At 69.4% G+C, this 17,380-nt stretch carries 16 protein-coding genes and 1 pseudogene; 6 read left to right on the plus strand and 11 right to left on the minus strand.

Annotation, left to right across the window (positions count from 1 at the left end; genetic code table 11):
* The first annotated feature begins 237 nt into the window (after positions 1-237).
* Entirely contained in the window at positions 238-696 is a 459-nt protein-coding gene (locus IG75_RS0104355; protein ID WP_030519838.1) for a MaoC family dehydratase, read from the plus strand.
* Between the two features lie 14 nt (positions 697-710).
* Here the strand turns inward: IG75_RS0104355 and IG75_RS0104360 are convergent, their stop codons facing one another.
* From IG75_RS0104360 to IG75_RS36030, 4 genes are all read right to left on the minus strand, one after another.
* Positions 711-1,838 carry an NDMA-dependent alcohol dehydrogenase gene (locus IG75_RS0104360; RefSeq protein ID WP_030519839.1) on the minus strand — a complete coding sequence of 376 codons (1,128 nt, stop codon included), beginning with the start codon at positions 1,836-1,838 and terminating at the stop codon, positions 711-713.
* Between the two features lie 185 nt (positions 1,839-2,023).
* Positions 2,024-2,845 carry a mycofactocin-coupled SDR family oxidoreductase gene (locus IG75_RS0104365; RefSeq protein ID WP_030519840.1) on the minus strand — a complete coding sequence of 274 codons (822 nt, stop codon included), beginning with the start codon at positions 2,843-2,845 and terminating at the stop codon, positions 2,024-2,026.
* 131 nt (positions 2,846-2,976) lie between these two features.
* Positions 2,977-3,690, minus strand: a complete 714-nt coding sequence (locus IG75_RS0104370) for a 3'(2'),5'-bisphosphate nucleotidase CysQ (protein WP_030519841.1) — start codon at positions 3,688-3,690, stop codon at positions 2,977-2,979.
* Between the two features lie 123 nt (positions 3,691-3,813).
* A complete protein-coding gene (locus IG75_RS36030; RefSeq protein WP_063814553.1) occupies positions 3,814-3,960 on the minus strand; it encodes a DUF1059 domain-containing protein in 147 nt (48 codons plus the stop codon).
* 93 nt (positions 3,961-4,053) lie between these two features.
* Here IG75_RS36030 and IG75_RS38070 point away from each other — a divergent pair.
* Positions 4,054-4,161 (plus strand): annotated as a pseudogene (locus IG75_RS38070) (hypothetical protein); the annotation flags it as partial.
* Here the strand turns inward: IG75_RS38070 and IG75_RS0104385 are convergent.
* Positions 4,162-5,436, minus strand: a complete 1,275-nt coding sequence (locus IG75_RS0104385; protein ID WP_030519842.1) for a cytochrome P450 — start codon at positions 5,434-5,436, stop codon at positions 4,162-4,164. It lies immediately after the preceding pseudogene.
* 105 nt (positions 5,437-5,541) lie between these two features.
* Here IG75_RS0104385 and IG75_RS0104390 point away from each other — a divergent pair, with 105 nt between their 5' ends.
* Positions 5,542-6,501, plus strand: a complete 960-nt coding sequence (locus tag IG75_RS0104390; RefSeq protein ID WP_081876620.1) for an SAM-dependent methyltransferase — start codon at positions 5,542-5,544, stop codon at positions 6,499-6,501.
* Positions 6,502-6,657: 156 nt separating this feature from the next.
* Complete coding sequence (locus IG75_RS0104395; protein WP_245713090.1) at positions 6,658-7,686, plus strand: oxidoreductase; 1,029 nt, start codon at positions 6,658-6,660, stop codon at positions 7,684-7,686.
* A 22-nt stretch (positions 7,687-7,708) separates the two neighbouring features.
* Here the strand turns inward: IG75_RS0104395 and IG75_RS0104400 are convergent, their stop codons facing one another.
* From IG75_RS0104400 to IG75_RS0104425, 6 genes are all read right to left on the minus strand, one after another.
* Complete coding sequence (locus IG75_RS0104400; protein WP_030519845.1) at positions 7,709-8,590, minus strand: acyl-CoA thioesterase; 882 nt, start codon at positions 8,588-8,590, stop codon at positions 7,709-7,711.
* A 164-nt stretch (positions 8,591-8,754) separates the two neighbouring features.
* A complete protein-coding gene (locus IG75_RS0104405) occupies positions 8,755-9,516 on the minus strand; it encodes an SDR family NAD(P)-dependent oxidoreductase (RefSeq protein ID WP_030519846.1) in 762 nt (253 codons plus the stop codon).
* Between the two features lie 56 nt (positions 9,517-9,572).
* Positions 9,573-10,376, minus strand: a complete 804-nt coding sequence (locus tag IG75_RS36035; RefSeq protein WP_081876622.1) for an ADP-ribosylglycohydrolase family protein — start codon at positions 10,374-10,376, stop codon at positions 9,573-9,575.
* A gap of 135 nt (positions 10,377-10,511) precedes the next feature.
* Complete coding sequence (locus tag IG75_RS0104415) at positions 10,512-11,996, minus strand: CoA transferase (RefSeq protein ID WP_030519847.1); 1,485 nt, start codon at positions 11,994-11,996, stop codon at positions 10,512-10,514.
* Positions 11,983-13,770, minus strand: coding sequence for an acyclic terpene utilization AtuA family protein (locus IG75_RS0104420; RefSeq protein ID WP_030519848.1), 1,788 nt, complete (start codon positions 13,768-13,770; stop codon positions 11,983-11,985). The genes IG75_RS0104415 and IG75_RS0104420 overlap by 14 nt, the downstream gene beginning before the upstream one ends.
* A 111-nt stretch (positions 13,771-13,881) precedes the next feature.
* Positions 13,882-15,108, minus strand: coding sequence for an oxygenase MpaB family protein (locus tag IG75_RS0104425; protein ID WP_030519849.1), 1,227 nt, complete (start codon positions 15,106-15,108; stop codon positions 13,882-13,884).
* Here IG75_RS0104425 and hpnE point away from each other — a divergent pair.
* Together hpnE and IG75_RS0104440 are read left to right on the plus strand one after the other, a co-directional pair.
* Positions 15,067-16,551 carry a hydroxysqualene dehydroxylase HpnE gene (gene hpnE, locus IG75_RS0104430; RefSeq protein WP_345703651.1) on the plus strand — a complete coding sequence of 495 codons (1,485 nt, stop codon included), beginning with the start codon at positions 15,067-15,069 and terminating at the stop codon, positions 16,549-16,551. The genes IG75_RS0104425 and hpnE overlap by 42 nt on opposite strands.
* A 274-nt stretch (positions 16,552-16,825) precedes the next feature.
* A complete protein-coding gene (locus IG75_RS0104440; RefSeq protein ID WP_307686841.1) occupies positions 16,826-17,344 on the plus strand; it encodes an SRPBCC family protein in 519 nt (172 codons plus the stop codon).
* The last annotated feature ends 36 nt before the right edge of the window (positions 17,345-17,380 follow it).

A 17,380-nucleotide genomic window follows, 5' to 3' on the forward strand; every position in this document is an offset into this window, starting at 1 on the left:
TTGCCGGATCGTGCCGGAGACGATCTGCCGCAGCATAACGGTCGTACGGGTTACGTTTGCGAGGGGCCGCGGCTGCCCGACGGCCGGGGTGGGGGCGTATTGTGCCGCCGCCACGGAATTTGCGACGAATAGGGAAAATGTCTCTTAAAGGCTTGAACTCGGGCCCGAAGTGCGGAATACCTATTAGGGGAACAGGTGACGCCGCGACGGCGCGGCACAAACCCGAGGAGACGGACAGTGCGCACATTCACCGGCAAGGATGAGGTTCTCGCCGCGGTAGGGGAGACCCTGGGCACGAGCGACTGGGTGGAGGTCACCCAGCGGATGGTCGACCAGTTCGCCGAGGCCACCGGAGATCATCAGTGGATCCATGTCGATCCCGAGCGCGCGAAACGGGAGAGTCCATTCGGCGGGCCCATCGCGCACGGCTATCTGACGCTGTCGCTGCTGCCGCTGCTCGGCTCGCAGATCTTCGGCTTCGCGAACGCCAAGCTGGGCATCAACTACGGCTCGAACAAGGTCCGGTTCCCCAGCCCGGTGCCGGTGGGCGCGAAGGTGCGGTCCACGGCCGTGCTGGCCGATGCGGCCGAGGTGTCCGGCGGTGCGTTGCAACTGGTTGTGCAGCACACGGTGGAGATCGAGGGTGGGTCGAAGCCGGCATTGATCGCGGAGGCGGTGAGCCGGGTCGTGTTCTGACCCGGCCCCGCGGGTCAGCGGTCCGCGTCGGTGAAGCGGATGATTCCGCGAATATTGCGGCCCTCGAGCATATCGGCGACACCCTCGTTGATCTGCTCGAGGGTGTACTCGCGGGTGATCATATCGCCGAGCCCGAGGTCGCCCAGTTTGTAGAGCGCGAGTACCTCGGGAATGAGGAGTTGCGGGTTTCCGCCACCGAACAAGGTGCCGCACAGACTCTTCTGCTGGAAGGTGAGCGCCGACAGGTTCATGCGCGGATTGGTCTCCGCGGCATCGCCGGTGGCGGCAAGGACGCAGCTGCCGCCCTTGGCGGTGATCCGCATCCATTTCGCCAGATCGTGGCCGTCGCACCGCCCGACCGCGACGATCACCGTACGGCACATCTGGCCGCCGGTGACCTCCTCGATACCGCCGATAGCGCTGTCGATCGTCGGATAGATATGGGTGGCACCGAATTTCGCGGCCTGTGTCCGCTTCGATTCGATCGGGTCCACCGCGAAGATGCGGCGGGCGCCGGAGATGACCGCCGCCTGGATCGCCGCGGTGCCGACCGCGCCGGTGCCGACCACCGCGACGTCCTCACCGGGGCGGACCGTCGCCGTATTGACCACCGCTCCGTACCCGGTCGTGACACTGCAGCTGGCGAGGCAGGCGATATCGAAGGGGATCGACGGGTCGATCTTGACGACCGAGCTCTTGTGTACGACCGCGTACGGGGCGAACGCGCCGATCAGCGAGGTGGGGTGCACATTGCGGTCCCGGGCGCGGATACGGAAGGTGCCGTCGGACACCGCGCCCCGGGTGAGCAGATCCTGACCTCGGTCGCACAGATTGTGATGACCGGATAGGCAGGATTGGCACATCCCGCAGGCCGGGATGAAGGAGAACACCACGTGATCCCCCACGGCGAGCTGCTCTACCCCGGCGCCGACCTCGATGATCACACCCGCCCCCTCGTGCCCGCCCAGGATCGGGAACTCGGCGGTGGGCACATCGCCGCTGGCCAGACGCTGATCGAACTGGCACAACCCGGCGGTCTCGACCCGGACCTTCACCTCGCCGTACTGGGGGTCGCCGATCTCGATCTCCTCGACCGACCACGGCTGCGCGTAATCCCAGATCAATGCACCCTTGGATTTCATCGGCTTCCCTTACTGTCGTGGCGGTGTCGCGGGTCGGTTCGCGGCAGTACCCAGATTGCCCGATAATGTTGTTCTCGAAAAGTGTTATATCGAATTTCCCCGCATGGTGTCCGCCCGGTCCGGGTCACGGCCGCACCGGGCACGGCCCGCGAGGACCTGTGCGCGGTGCGCCGCGAATGGGCGGCTCAGTACTGTGCCGCGCCCAGATCGACCGAAATGCTCGTAGCGGTGACGAACCGGGATTCGTCACTCGCCAGCCAGCACACCGCGTCGGAGATATCCTCGGGCTGCGCGATTCCTTCCGGCAGCAGGGGAGTGTTCATCCGCGCGAGGAGTTCGTTGGTCTCCGCGGCCCGGGTGAGCGCGCCGACCATGTCCCCGGAACCCATCGGCGTGGCGACCGGGCCGGGGGCGACACTGTTGACCCGGATCGAATGTTTGCCGAGTTCGGCCGCCAAGGCGCGGGCCATCCCGGTGACGGCGTGTTTGCTGGCGGTGTAGTGCACCATGAACGGCTGCATCGCCACGCCCGAGGCGGAGCTGATCAGGATGATCGAGCCGCCCCGTCCACCCTCGATGATCCGGGGTGCACCGGCCGTCACGGTGTTCCAGGTGCCGGTGACATTGGTGTCGAGAACCGCCTGGAACGACTCCGGGGTGATGGCGTCCCACGGTTCGGGAATGCAGATTCCGGCGTTGGCGACGATCACGTCGAGCCGGCCGAACGCGGCCATCCCGGCGTCGACGGCGGCCCGCAGCGCGGCCGGGTCCCGGGTATCGGCCGCGTCGGCGACGATCTTGCGTCCCGTTTCCTCGACCAGGCGAACGGTCTCGTCGAGATCGCCGGGAGTCGCGGCGTCGTAGGGGACCGCGGGCGGCAGCGGACCGCACAGGTCCACCGCGATGATATCGGCGCCCTCGGCCGCCAGCCGGACCGCGTGGGCCCGGCCCTGACCGCGCGCCGCGCCGGTGACGAAAGCTACTCTGCCGGATAGTCGACCGCTCACTTGCCGTTCTCCTGTCGTTGCGAACACATCCGACCATTGTGTGCCGCCCGGGACGCAACGCGCACGCACCGGACTCGCGAGCGGGGCAGGACCGGTGCGGACCGGCGGGGCGGCCCGGGCCGTCGGGCGTGCTACTCCGACAGCGCCTTCAGGGCAAGTTCGGCCAGTTCGGGGCGGCAGATCAGCAGATCGGGGAGATAGGGATCGGGGCGGTTGTAGATCAGCGGGCTTCCGTCCAGGCGGGAGACGTGCAACCCCGCCGCGGCCGCCACCGCGACCGGTGCGCACGAATCCCATTCGTACTGGCCGCCCGAATGGGCGTAGATATCGGCGCTGCCCCGGACCACCGCCATCGCCTTGGCACCGGCCGAGCCCATCGGCACTTCGGTCGCCCCCAGCCGGGCCACCAATCGCCGGACTTCGAAGGACGGCCGGCTGCGCGAGAGCGCCACCCGCACGGTCCCGGGCGGCGGCGGTGGCGGGAGGACCGGCGGCCGGCCGGTGTGCAGCACCAGACCCTCGGCCGGGAGCGCCACCGCTCCCGCGGCGGGCCTTCCGTCCACCGCGAGCGCCACGTGTACCGCCCAGTCCTTGCGTGCGGGTTCCCCGTATTCCCGGGTCCCGTCGAGGGGGTCGACGATCCACACCCGGGACTGCCGGACGCGGTCGCCGTCGTCGGGTGATTCCTCCGAGAGCACCGCGTCCGCCGGGCGTTCGGCGGCCAGCCGCCCGAGCAAGAAGTTGTCGGACCGCCGGTCGCCGACAGCGCCACCGAGTTCGCGGATGCCGAGCAGCAGTTCCCCGGCTTCGCCGGCCAATATCGCGGCGAGTGTGTGGTCGTCCATGAGGATCCTTCCCGGCGAGCGATGCCGCCCAGATCCATATACCACGGTGCGCCCGGTCACTCGTCACACGGTTCCGCGGACCGGACCGCGGAGCACCGGCCCGGACGGGGCCGGCGCGGCAGGTCAGTAGGCGATGAACAGGATCTCGTCGCGCGAGTAATCGTGGCCGGGGTGGTTCTCGGTGAGATGTTTGCGCACCACGTCGACCAGTTCGTCCTCGGTGGCGCCGGTCAGATGCTCACCACAGGGGCAGTTGAGTCTTGTCTTCACGGGAATTCCTCTCTTCGCGTTGAACGATCGGGAACAGCGTACGTCTCCGGTGGCCGGCACGACGGCCATCGGAGGCTGTCTCGACCGTGACCGGTGGTCACGACGCTGCTCTATGAACCGCGCCGCCGCGGCGGCGGGATCGGAGTGGCGGCGATGTGCGCCGGCGGCGGTCAGGGCGGCGCGGTGATTATCGAGGTCTGATCAGGCGCGTCGCACCGGCATCCGTTTGATGCCGTGGACGAAATCGCTGTGGACGTACTCCGGGTCGCCGAGCACCACCTCGGGGATCCGGGGCAGCAGCTCGTGGAAGAGCAACCGCAGCTGCATCCTCGCCAGCCATGCGCCCAGGCAGAAGTGGGCCCCGCCGCCGCCGAAACCGGAATGCGGATTGGGGTCGCGGGTGAGGTCGAAGATATGGGGCGCGTCGAGTGCGGACTCGTCGCGATTGGCCGAACAGTAGAACAGCACCAGTTTCTCGCCCGCCCGCACCCGGGTGCCCGCGACCTCGGTATCGGTCACCGCGTGCCGGGCGAAATGAAGGACCGGCGTCGCCCAGCGGATGAACTCCTCGACTGCGCCGCCGAGCCGTGCCGCCGGATCTTCGAGCAGCCATTCGCGCTGTGCCGGATGGTCGGCCAGCGCTTTGAAACCGTGGGAGGTGGTCTGTTTGGTGGTGTCGTTCCCCGCGGAAGCGAGCAGGACCATGAACGCGCCGATCTCCTCGTCGGTGAGGCGATGGCCGTCCACCTCCGCGGCCACTATCGCGGACATCAGGTCGTCGCGTGGTGCGCGGCGGCGGCGCGCGGCGAGCTCGGTACCGGCGTCGTGCAGGATGGTGAACTGGGACATGAAGAAATCGGCCCGCTCCGCGAGACTCGCGTATTCCTCGTCGGTGGAGCCGAACATCGCCTCGGCCGCATACGCGACGGTCTCCCGGTCGGCGCGGTCGATGCCGATCATGTCCGAGACGGTACGCATGGGCAGTTTGCGGGAGAGGCTGTCCACGAGGTCCACCGGCCGCCCGCCGCGCAGCTCGGCGAGGAACTCGTCGACGATCTCGGCGGCGTTGGCGCGGATCTGGGATTCGATGCGGCGCACCTGTTTCGGGGTGAACGCGGCGCTGACGAGGCGCCGGTACCGGGTGTGCTGCGGCGGGTCCATGGTGAGGAAGAAGGTCGTGGGTCGCTGCAGTTCCACCGGCATCGGGTCCATGCTGATACCCAAGCCCGAGGTGAACAGGTCCGGGTGGCGGCTGATGTAGGCGATATCGCGCTGCCGGGTCACCGCCCAGAATCCGGGTTCGGAATGTGGGAAAACAGCGGGTGCCGGTGCGTGCCAGGTGAGTCCTGGTTCGGCGCGCAACCGAGCGAAGACCTCGTCGCGGGCCGCGAAGTCACGGGCCCAGAACGCCGGTCCGGAGATATCGAGCCGGTGGAAGCCGCGGGTGGTGGCCGGGGCGCTGTCGGCAGGGTTCATGAGCGGCTCCGAGCTCGGCAGACCATGGGTACCGCACGCGGTGCAGGGCCGGGGACGAGCGCGCGCCGGTAGGAATACTGTAGTGCGCGTACCGATTCCCGGCGGCTGCTTCCGGGGAATCGGGCGGCGCCCGGAGCGCTCACTGCGGGAGGGCGTCCAGCCGCGCCTCGACGACGCGGCAGGCGGCACGGAAACCGCCCGGCCGGGGCCCGCCCGCCCGCCGGGGTCGATACCTCCCGGGCCAGTATCGCCCGGGTGCACGACGCCAGTCTCGGTGGTAAGGACAACTTCGAAGTCGATCGCCGAGTGCTCGACTCGGTGCTGGAGGTCGCGCCCGGGATGGCGGAGGTGTCACGGCGCAACAGGGCGTGGATGCGCCGGGTGATCCGGTATCTCGCGGGGATCGTCGGGGTGGACCAGTTCCTCGACGCCGGTGCCGGGCTGCCGGCCGTGGGCAATACCCACGAGACAGCCCGGCCGGCGAACCCGTGGGCCCGGGTGGTGTACCTGGACAACGACCCGATGTGTGTCGCGCACGGCCGGGTGTTGCTGGAGACCAACGAGGACACGGTGTACCTGCACGGCGATCTGACCGATCCCGATGTGCTGGCCCATGATTCGGCGGTATGGCGCTATCTCGACCGCGCGCGTCCGGTGGCCGTCATCCTCGGTTCGGTACTACATCACATCGAGGACGCGGCGGACCCGGCGGGAATCGTGGCGGAGTGTGTGCGGGCGCTGAGCCCGGGTTCGTTCGTGGCGATCACCCACTACTGGGATCCGGCCGACGGCTCGCCCGGGCACGAGCTCGCCCGGGAGGTGGAACGGCGCTTCCTGGAGCAGGGCCTGGGGACCGGCTGGTATCGGAGCCGGGAAGAGATCGTTTCCTATTTCGACGGACTCGAACTGGTCGATCCCGGGGTGGTCCCGGTCGACGAGTGGTGGCCCTCGGGGCCGGCGCGGTCGCCGCGGACGGCCGAGGAACGGCTGCTGCTGGGCGGTGTCGGGCGGAAGGGCGCGCGTTCGGCGTTGGACGGTCCGGCGGGTCTGCCCAGGACCGGGTGAGGCGTGGGGATCGGTCGGTCGCGTCGGATGCCGGCGCGGAAATTACATTCTCATATCAAGAGAACTGTCTTATACTTCGGCGGGACCGGCTGCCTTCGGCAGGTGACCATCCGGGTCGAGGGGCGGCGTGAATCGTGCTGGGACTGGATAGATGCCGTGAGCTCTTCGAATGAACCGTGGACAGTGGCCGACGCACCCGACCAGTCGGGGCGTACCGCCGTGGTGACCGGTGCGAACACCGGCATCGGACTCGAAATCGCCCGGGGTCTGGCCCGCCGGGGCGCGACGGTCGTGCTCGCCTGCCGTAACGATATCGCCGCCGCGACGGCGAAGGCCGATATCGAGGACTCGGTACCGGGCGCCGACATCCGTACCGCGCACGTGGATATCGGTGATCTGAGCTCCGTCGCCGCCTGCGCGCGGCGGTTGCACGACGAACTCCCCGGGATCGACCTGCTGATCAACAACGCGGGTGTGGTGGCCGGTAGCTGGACGCCGACCGTCGACGGATTCGAAAGCGATTTCGGGATCAACTTTCTCGGGCATTTCGCGTTGACCGCCCGGCTGGCCGATCTGATCACCGCCGCCCCGGCCGGCCGGATCGTCAGTGTGGGCAGCCTGAGCCACGGACGCCGCAACGCGGCACTGGATTTCGAAGACTTGCAGTCCGAGCGCAGCTTCGGCCGGCTGGTGACCTACTCGCGCTCGAAAACGGCCTCCATGACATTCATGGTCGAATTGCAGCGTCGGCTGGCGGCCGCGGGTTCGCGAGCGCTGTCGGTCGGCGCCCACCCCGGCGGGGTTCGGTCGACCATTCTGCGTGATCAGAGCCTGCTGGTCCGGATCGCCTACAGCAATGTGGTGATGACCCTGGCGCGCCTGGTCACCCAGACGCCGGAGGCGGGCGCCCGGTCCGTACTCCGGGCCGCCCTCGACCCGGACGTACCCGGTGCCGGGTTCTACGGTCCGGTGCAACGGTGGGGACTGGTCGGCCCGCCGGTGCGATTGTCCACGCCGACCGGAGCCGCGGACCCCGCGGCCGGTCGCCGGCTGTGGGCGATCGCCGAAGAGCTGGCCGGCGTCGAGTTCGTGCTCGGCTCACCGCACCGCCCGGCCGCGGGCGATGTTCCGGTGACCGGCGCCGCGGCGGCCCCGCGGGCGGAGGCGGCCGGCGAGAGCGCGTAGCCCTGCGCGGGGGGTACCGGAGTCAGCGGGACGTACGGGGACGGATCAGTCCCTCCTGCATCGTGGTCGCGCACAAGCGGCCCGCCCGGTCCAGGATCTCGCCGTGCGCGAGCCCGCGGCCACCACCCGCCCAGCGCCCGTGCTGATCGTGCAGGAACCACTCGTCGACCCGCAGGGGTGCGTGGAACCAGATCGAGTGGTTGACCGTGGCCACCTGGAGTTCCCGGTCGCGCAGTGCCGCACCGTGCGGTCCGGTGGTCGCCGAGAGCAGCAGTAGATCGCTCAGATACATCAGGCACGCGGCTTGCTCGAGACCCGTATCGGGCACCGGCACCCGGGTGCGCAGCCACACCCGCTGCCGGGTGCCGGAGGCGGCTCCGCGCATGGCATGCGCGCGGGCGGGTGGATCGGGAAAGCGGGCGTCCACCCCGAGCGCATCGAGGAAGGTGGTGGTCCAGCGCAGGGCTTCGGGGTTCTCGCCGAAGGCCTCCGCGAGATCCGGCACCTCGTCGGGGCCGGGGGTATCGAGCGCGGCGACCTGATGGGCCAAGCCGTCCTCGGGGCGATGGAACGACGCGAGCATCGTGAAGATCACGCGACCGTTCTGGATCGCCTCGACCCGCCGGGTGGAGAACGAGCCGCCGTCCCGCACCGGCTCCACCACGAACTCGGTGGGCACGGTGGTGTCGCCCGGGAGCAGGAAATAGGTCTGTGCGGAATGGATGGGCCGGTCCGCCGGTGCGGTCAGCCCCGCCGCCAGCACCGCCTGCCCCGCGACTTCGCCGCCGTAGCTGCGGCGTGCGGGTCCGTCGTGGGCACGCCCGCGGAAGCGATGGTCCCCGACGCGTTCGAGAGCGAGCCGGTCGGCCACCGATTCCGCGGGCCGCACGCTCTCCAGGGTCATGGCCACCTCCGTGGGGCGCGATACGGCCATGTGCCGCGGTGTCGGACAAGGTCGGATCCCATTATGGTGCGGGCGCCCGGCGCGGTCGGGCGCCGGCTCCCCGCACGACTCCGGGGCACTGCCGTACCGCTGGGCCGGCCGTGCCCCGGTTCGCGGTGACTCACTTACTTGGGCGCGAAGCGCATTCCGGCGTCCAGGCGCAGACACTGGCCGTTGAGCATGCCGTTCTCGACAATGGCGGCGGCCAGCTTCGCGTACTCCTCCGGGCGTCCCATCCGCTTGGGGAAGGCATTGCCGGCGACCAGCGGGGTGACCATCTCCTCGGGCACTCCGGCGAGGATGCCGGTGTCGAAGAGCGACGGCGCGATGGCCAGCACCCGGACACCGACCGAGCCGAGGTCGCGCGCCATGGTCAATGCCATGCCGGCGATACCGGCCTTGGCGGCGGTGTAGGCGACCTGCCCGATCTGGCCCTCGAAGGCGGCGATGGAGGCGGTATTGACGATGACGCCGCGTTCGCCGTCGGCGTCGGGTTCGCCCTGGCTCATATGCCAGGCCTGCAACCGGTTGAGGTTGAAGGTGGCGATGAGGTTCAGATTGATGATCTTTGTGAACGATTCCAGATCGTGCGGGCCCGTTTTGGACAGCGTGCGTTTGGCGATCCCGCCGCCGGCGGTGTTGACGGCGATATCGAGGCCGCCCAGTTCGGCCACCACGTCGGCCAGCACGGTTTCGACTCCCGCGTGGTCGGTGACATCGGCCTCGAAGAAGGAACCACCGAGATCGGCCGCGACCTTGTTGCCCTCACTGGCGGTCCGGTCGACGATCACGACCTTCGCCCCGCGGGCGGCCAAGAGCTCGGCGCTGGCCCGCCCCATCCCGGAGGCGCCTCCGACGACGACTGCACGTGCTCCCTGAATCTCCATTGTTCCTGTCTTTCTCGGTGTGATGCCCGGTCGTCGCACGCCGAACGTATACCGGCCTACGTTATAGCGGCGGGGGGTGACCGGACCAGACTTTTCGTAGAAGTCTCGGTGATAGTGCTGGTCATATGTTCAGAATCGTTCGGCCGTGTCGAGTGGATAGCGTTGGCCGGTCCGATCCCGGTTGCCGTAGTGGAAGGTGGTGTCGCACGCTCGGTGGCGAGCGATACGGCGCGGGAGAGCGCTGCGATCGTTTCGTCCGCGCCGGCGAGGGTTGTCAGGAGCGCCAGCACCTCGTCGAGTGCCGTGGGGAAGGCGGCCCCGGCGACGAGCCGGTCGATCAGGGCGGCGAACACGCCCGCCGCCGTGCCTCCGGTCGGATGACCGTGGGTGAGCTGGGCGCAGCGTGCCGCGGTCGTGCAGGCGGTCCCGGCCCCCGCACCGGTCAGGCCGAAGGGCGCCGACCGCATCACCGTCCCGCACCCTTGGGAATCCCGGTTCACGGGCCCGGGTTCGCCGACGGGACCCGGGGGCAGATAGCCCGTCGCCTGGCGTCGCAATCCACTCATACAGGCGTTGCCCGGCGCGCGGACCGCGTAGAGGAACGGCAGTCCGGCCAGCCAACCGTCCGGCCTGCTCTCCGGGCCCGGCTCCTGCTGCGTGTGCAGCCAGCGAAGATAGGCCCGGCGCAGGGACGGCGCCGGATCACCGCCGGGCGGGCAGCGCAGCAGCCCCTCGGCGGTGTACAGCGTCATCTGGGTGTCGTCGGTGATCGCCTGTGGCGCAGCCGGGTCCGGTCCGGGCAGGAAGCCGGTGACCCCGCCCGGCCCGAATCGGGCGTAAATATTGTGCAGGGACGGAATTCGATCGGCCGGCCGAGCGCATCACCGACCGCACCGCCCACGAGGGTCCCACGGATCCGGTCGACGAGGATTTCGTATTCGCGCACGGTCGGCGATCCTCGCAGCACGATTCCCTCCGGCGCGACATGTTCGGCGTCAGTCCGGCAACCATTCGGCCCGGCCCGATCCGCGCGGCACCAGGACCGTGCGGTAGTGGCCCGGTGTCTCCGACATCCACACCTGTTCGGTCACGCCCTGGTAGTGGCCCAGCGGGGTGTCGGCGGTGAAGGTTTCGGGGTCGAGGTAGCGGTGTTCCTCGCCCCGGCCGGCGATCGCGTGGGCGTAGTCGCGGTCGAAGACCCCCAGCGACAGGATCCACAGCGCGGCGCGGGTCAGCGATACGTGGACGCGGTAGCTGCCGCCGTGGTCCGCGCGCCGGGCCAGCGCCTCGGCGATCCCGGCGGTGAGCAGCCAGGAGACGATGTAATCGTTGACCACCATGATCGGCGGCAACTGCGGTGTGGTCCCATCACCTTCGAGCTGCATCATGCCGGTGAGACTCCCGGCGGTCTGATCGAAACCCAGCCGGTCCGCCCACGGCCCGTACTCGCCGTCGAGCGAGACACTGGCGTGGATGATCCCCGGGCGGATCACGGCCGCCTCGTCGGCGCCGGCGCCGATCTTCGCCAGATATCCGGGCCGCCGGTTGGCGTAGAAGATATCGGCCCCGGCCAGTAGTTCGCGCAGCCGCCGGCCGCCGTCGGCGGCGAAGGGGTCCAGAGTTGCCGACCGGACACCGACGTTCGCGGACACATAGGTGGCATCGTGTTCCAGCTCGTTCGGTCGCCACAGGTTCAGCACGTCGGCCCCGTGTAGTGCCAGGGCGCGGCCGGCGCCCGCGCCCGCGATCACATGCCCGGCTCCGAGCGCGCGCAACCCCGACAGCGGCAGTGGGACGCCGGGCGACAGCGGTTCGGGGTCGCTGTCGCCGATTCGGGTGATCTCGATGAGCGGCATCTCGGCGAGGACCTCGCGGTAGTGTGGTTCGCCGAGCAGTTCGGTGGTGGTGCGCAGCATGGGGAGCACGACACCGGCTACGGCAGCCGCGGTTTCGAGGTCGCGGGCGTCCCAGCGGGCGATCGCCGCCGCCACCTCGCGACTGTCCTCGGGGACACCGAGCAGGCGCTGCGCGGCGACCTTGATCTTGGGGTAGGGATTGAGCGGCATCACCCAGCGCTCGTCGGCGGTGCGGTAGAACCGGAAGCCCAGGGCATTGTTCGCGTTGGCCGGAGTACCGGCCGGATAGCCGTTGAGTAGCTCCCACTTCCGGTCGTAGAAGGGGCACAGCCGGTGCGGCGCGGTGCGCAGGTCGACGGTGATGTCCTGACCGCCCCCGCCGCGCCGTCGCCACAGCGCCGCGAAGGCGGCGGATTTGGCCGCCAGCGCGAGGGCCGCGGCTCCGCCCAGTCGCAGGGTGCTGGGCACCACGGGGTCGGCGCCGCGGAAGGTGATCGTGCCGCCGGTGTCACCGCTGTGCATACCGATACCGGAGAGCAGTTCGCCGAGCTCGGCGTGGGGGTCGAAGGCGTCATCGGTGGCGGGTGCGGCCAGCGCCGCGGTCAGGCGGTCAGTGAGCGTCATGGGTTTGTCCCAGCGAGTCGAGCAGCAGCGGCGGGATGGGAACGAGGGTGGCGCGCAGGTATTCGCCCGCGGCCTTGCCCACCTGATCGACGCGGTCGTTGGCCGAGCCGCCGGTGCCGAGCAGCCCCCGGAAAACGAAATGAACCGCGCGGAGTTCGGGGAATTCGTGCCGCACGATATCGAGGTCCTTCACCTCGGGGACCAGCCGCCGGATTTCCTCGGTGGACAGGAAAGCGCGCAGCCACGGCCAAGCCGCCGGATAAGGGGTCCAGATTCCCACATTGCAGTTGCCACCCTTGTCACCGCTGCGGGCGTGGGCGACCGTCCCGAGCGGGACACGCCGGGCCGGCTCGACTGTGGGGATCTCGGTGGGTTCGGGATGGGCCACCACCTCCGGAGCGGCGGTGTGCTCGGGCGCGGCGATCTCCAGTACGCGCTCGTCGAGAACCACCCGGTGTCCGACGGCGTCCAGCTTCAGGAGCCCCGGCCAGTATTCGATCCGCGGCCCCGGTCTCACCTGCTGCGTCCCGGCCACGTCGGTGAAGTACCCGGGATAGCTCTGCAGGTACAGACTGCCGAGCAGGCGCGCGAGCCCGAGACGGGTCAGTGCCTCGCGGTCCGCGGCGGTGGCCAGGATCCGCACCGCCACGGTGGCATCCCACTGTGTTTCGGGATCGTCGGCGGCCGTCCCGAGGGTGGTCAGCCGGAGCCGCACACCCTCGGGGGTGACGCGCTCGAGCTGGCGGCGGAGCAGTTCCACCTTGGCCGGAATCTCGGGCGCGGTGACATAGACGGTGTTCACCTGTTGGTAGCCGATCTGGCCGAAGATCGCGACCTTGGTCGTCGGTGGCGGCGGCGACCCGGTGACCCGGTCCACCCGGACCCGGTCGGGGCCGTCCGCGGTGAGCCGGACGTCGTCGAGATGCACGGTCACATCCGGGTTCAGATACCGCGGGCCCTGGATCTCGTACACCAGTTGAGCGGTGACGGTATCCACGGTGACCGCTCCGTCGTCGCCGGCGTGTTTGGTGATCACGCTGCTGCCGTCCGCGGCGACCTCCGCGATCGGGAATCCGGGAGTCAGCAGATGCTCGACGGAGGTGAATCCGGAGAAGTTCCCGCCGACCGCTTGGGGCCCGCACTCGATGATGTGCCCGGCCAGCACCGCGCCGGCGAGCCGATCCCAGTCATCGGGCCGCCAGCTGTGCCACCAGGCGGCGGGGCCGACGGTCAGCGAGGCGTCGGTGACACGCCCGCAGACGACGATATCGGCGCCTTCGCCCAGGGCGCGCGCGATACCCCAGCCGCCGAGATAGGCGTTGGCCGCGATGGGCCGGACCGGCCACTCGCTCAGCGGTTGCCCGGTATCGAGGTTCTCCAGCCGGTGGCCTTGCCGCTGCAGTTCGGTGAGCCGGGACGCGATATTGTCGCCTTCGACATGGGCGACCCGCAGGCCCACCCCGGCGGTGTCGAGTTCGTCGCGCAGCGCGGCGGCCAGTCCGGCGGGATTGAAGCCGCCCGCGTTGGTGACCACCCGGATCCTGCGGTCGGCGAGGGTCGCCAGGTGGGGCCGCAGCTGGTCGACGAAGTATTCGACATATCCGCGGTCGGGATCGGTCAGATGACGCGCCGCCAGGGCGGCCAGGGTGATTTCCGCGAGATAGTCACCCACCAGGACATCCACGGGATCACCGGCGAGGACCTCGTCCACCGCGGTGAACCGGTCTCCGAAGTAACCGGAGAAATTGGCCAGGCGAATCGGCTGGTCGGCCATGGGTACACCTCCTCGTGCGCCCACGAGTCTGCCGGACATGGGCGTCATCACCGTGCATGAATCCCGGCCTAACCGAACCGAACCCGGTGCCTGCGTGCTGTTTTCGCGGACTCAGGCACCGGCCTGGAGGCTCCGCGCGGAGAGTCCGACGGTCGCCGGTCCGGAGCCGACCAGCATCCGCTGGAACGCCTCCTGCTCCCGCATTCCCCGCGCTTCGGCACGGGCCCGCGCACCTGCGCTGATCCGGGTGGTCGCGCTGCGGACGAGATTGACCGGCAACCGCAGCATCGGGTACCACGGCGGCATATACGGCCACAATCCGAGCTTGCGCATGGCGCGCGGCCCCAGGTACATGGTGGCGATCGAAAGGTGCTGGGCGCGGGCGATCCTGCCGCGCAGCCACGGTAGGTTGGGGTAGTTCCAGGTGAGTGGATCGTTCGCCATCGGCAACGCGAGCCGGCGGGTGGTCTCGTCCGGGTTGGTGATGGCGGTCATGCAGTGGTACAGGATCCGCACGCTGTCGCGGAACCCGGTGGGCAGCCATTCGTCGGCGACACCCATGAGCCACCCCACATAGCGTGCGAGATGAGCGGCCGCTTCCCGGTCCGCCCGCGCGGGCAGGATTCCCATCGCCATCCCGCCGATGAACGGTGCGATGAGGGCGCCCACCAGCGTCGCCGCCATATCCGTCTGGTTGATCGGCAGCCCCCAGGCGTCACCGTCCCAGTCCGGCATGGCGCCCACGTGCCGGCGGACCAGCGAGTGGACGAATCGCACGTGCAGGGTCGAACGGTAGCCGGGGCCGAACTTCTCCATTCCGTTCTGGACGTCCAGCGCCCACTGCATGGTTTCGGCGAACCGCTGCGCTGGACCCTTCTCCAGGGCTCCGGTACGCAGCAGTGTCTTGTTGAAACCCGAGGCGAGATAACCGCCGAGGAAGGAGACATCTCGCGCCAGGTACAACCCGTCGAATCCGCCGCGGCGCAGGACTTGTTCGCCGCGGCGCAGCGCCTGTTCGTCCAGCCAGGCCGGCGGGGTCTCCACGACGGTGAAGAATTCGCGCAGCGGGGCGGGGGCGTCGGGGACCGAATCGATCCCGGCGTGCAGGGCCTGTTCGAACAGCGGCCGGGTGGTGCCCATCCCCGTCGTGATCATCCAGTCGACCAGTGAATCCATCGGCTCGTCCCCGGCCAGGAGGGAGGCGCCCATGGCGTCCCACTGCTCGGCGTCGGGCGCGCCGATGCCCATCAGCAGGGCGAACGGTCGCAGTCCGGGAACCCGGACCGGAGCGGCGGGGTGACGGGTGGGAATCGCGGCACCCGTGTTGTCGGAACCCATGAAACGAATGTATGGACTGCGTTACATTGTGTCAATCATGGGGTTCGCGAGGTCCGGGAGAAGCAGATGAACGATGCCCGTCGATATGTCGTGATCGGGGGCGGGCTCGCCGGCCTGGCCGCGGCGGTATGGCTGGCCGAGACCGGTAAGCAGGTGACCCTGCTCGAACGGCGGGCCCGGCTGGGCGGCCGCACCCAGGCGATGGAGGTCCCCGAGGTCGCCGACACACCCGACAACGGGCAGCACGTGGTGGCCAGCGGCTACCGCAGCCTGTTCCGCTACCTCGACAGCGTGGGAACCCGCGACCATCTCGAATTCCCCGGCGCGGGGACGCTGCGCTGGCCGGGTGGACGCGCGGTCCTGTTGCACACCAAGGGATTCCGTGCGGTACGCACAGTGCTCGGCGCCCACCCCGACGCGGGGGTGCTCGACCGGCTCCGGGCGCTGCGGGCGACGATCCGGCTCGGGTGGCAGGCCCTGTACCAGCCCGCGGATCTCGCCGATATCACCACCGAGCAGTGGTTCGAGCGGGTGGGAATGCCCGCGACAGCGCGGGAAGCACTGTGGGACTGGCTGGCTCTCGGTATCGCGGCCGAACCGGTCCAGCGAGAGTCGGCGAAGGTATTCGCCGATGTACTGGCGACCGGGATCCGCATCGGGGCGCAGGACCGTGTCGGCGTCACCATCGGCTATCCGACCGTGGACCTGGACACCCTGTACATCACCGGCGCCGAGCGGGCCTTCGCCCGATACGGTGTCGATGTCCGGTTCCGGACGGTGGCCCGCCGGATCCTGATCACCGACGGCCTGGTGACCGGGGTGCAACTGGCCGACGGCACCGAGATCCCGGCCGACGCGGTGGTGTGCGCGGTACCCAATTCGCGGATCCACGGTCTGCTCGACGAACTGCCCGAACACGCCGAGATCTATGCGGCCGCCGACAAACTGGGCGTTACCCCGATCGTCAGCACCAACCTGTATCTGGACCGGCCGCTGCGGACGAAGTCCGCGATGGAAGCGCTGATCGGGGGGACCGGCGTGATCGACGAGGTCTTCGACCGGCAGCGTATGCACGGCCGGAACCCCGACGGTGCCTGGCTCTACTGCCTGACCACCAGCGGCGCCTACGAGCAGATCCACAAGAGCAACGACGAGATCGTCGCGGAGCAGCTCGCGCTGATCCGTCGCTATTATCCGGAAGCCGAGGCGGCACGGCTGGTGCACGCCCATGTCGTGAAAATGCCGAAGGCCACCTTCTCTCAGGTGCTGGGCACCGCAGGTCTGCGCCCGGACCAGCGGACCTCGGTGCCGAATCTGGTACTGGCCGGCGACTGGACCCGTACCGACTGGTCGGCCACGATGGAAAGCGCTGCCCAGAGCGCGGAGCGGGCGGTGGCGGCACTGCTGGACCATGCCGCCGCGGCCGATCGCGCTCGGCGATGACGCCGGGATCGGCGCCTTGCGATCGACTCGCAGATGGTTGCCCCGGACGGCGCCTTCCCGCTGACCGCCCCGGGTGCCGGTGTCGGCTCCGGCAGGCGAGGACACCGCTCGGGCGCTGATCCGCGCGTCGAGTGTGCCGCCGCGGCGGCCGGGACCGGATCCGTTCCGACGAGACGGTGCGCGCCGGGCCGGTACGGCGGTCCGGCGATCTCGCGGCGGCCGCCGCGGTGCCTACGATCGACGAGTGATACGGGGCCGACAAGGAGTTACGACCGTGGTGAAGATTTCCCGGACCACCCAGGTGTCCGACAGCATCGTGGTGGACATCGATCCGGAGACTGCCTACGACGCAGTGACCGATGTGACGCAGATGGGCAGGTGGAGTCCGGAGAACACCGGGGCCGTGGTCCCGGAGCCGGGCCGGCCCGTCTATCCCGGAATGGAGTTCGTGGGCGCCAACCGGCGCGGCGCCATGCGCTGGCACACCGGATGCACGGTGGTGGTGGCCGAGCGGCCGAGCCGGTTCGTCTTCGAGGTCCGCCGGTGGGGAGTGTGGAAGCCATTGCTGCCGGTGGCCGTGGCCACCTGGGAGTACCGGTTCGATGAGGTGGCCGGTGGCACTCGGATCACCGAGACCTGGTACGACGATCGCGCCGGTTGGCCGGACACGCCCGCGCTGTGGTTCGACCGGATCGCCACCGGAAAACGGGGCTTCGCCGAATTCCAGAAGGGCAATATCCGGCGGACCCTGGAGCGGATGAAGGCCGAACTGGAGGCTGTTCGCGGAATCTGAATCAGCCCCACCTGCGGTGAACAGAGGGCCGGGTCG

Origin of the sequence: Nocardia rhamnosiphila NBRC 108938 (genome assembly GCF_000720425.1) — a bacterium.
GTDB classification, from domain to species: Bacteria; Actinomycetota; Actinomycetes; order Mycobacteriales; family Mycobacteriaceae; genus Nocardia; species Nocardia rhamnosiphila.